General features: G+C 38.3%; 1 protein-coding gene. It reads right to left on the bottom strand.

The annotated features are described in order from the left end of the window. Positions 1 to 227 (bottom strand): hypothetical protein (locus tag I6U50_RS15830; RefSeq protein WP_198639565.1); only part of this gene is annotated, 227 nt, incomplete at both ends.

Below are 227 nucleotides of genomic sequence, written 5' to 3'. Positions count from 1 at the left end.
GCGGTGTGGGTATAAGTGCCGTTATTGTTATCAACTAATACATCAGACTCGTTTCCAATAATGCTTAAAATTTCATCATAGATCGCTCCCTGGTTTTGAATATTAGAAACCACATCATCAACTACAGTTACCGTGATACTCTCTCCATTATCGTTGGTGAAGGTATAACTACCTCCCCCATTTTCGGTATAGCTGGTAGTATTGGCATCAAAGTCTATAATATTACC

The sequence above is a fragment of the Salegentibacter maritimus genome (genome assembly GCF_016236975.1).
Taxonomy (GTDB): Bacteria; Bacteroidota; Bacteroidia; order Flavobacteriales; family Flavobacteriaceae; genus Salegentibacter; species Salegentibacter maritimus.
Note: the sequence above shows the minus strand (reverse complement) of the source record. Positions and strands in the feature narration are given on the sequence as shown.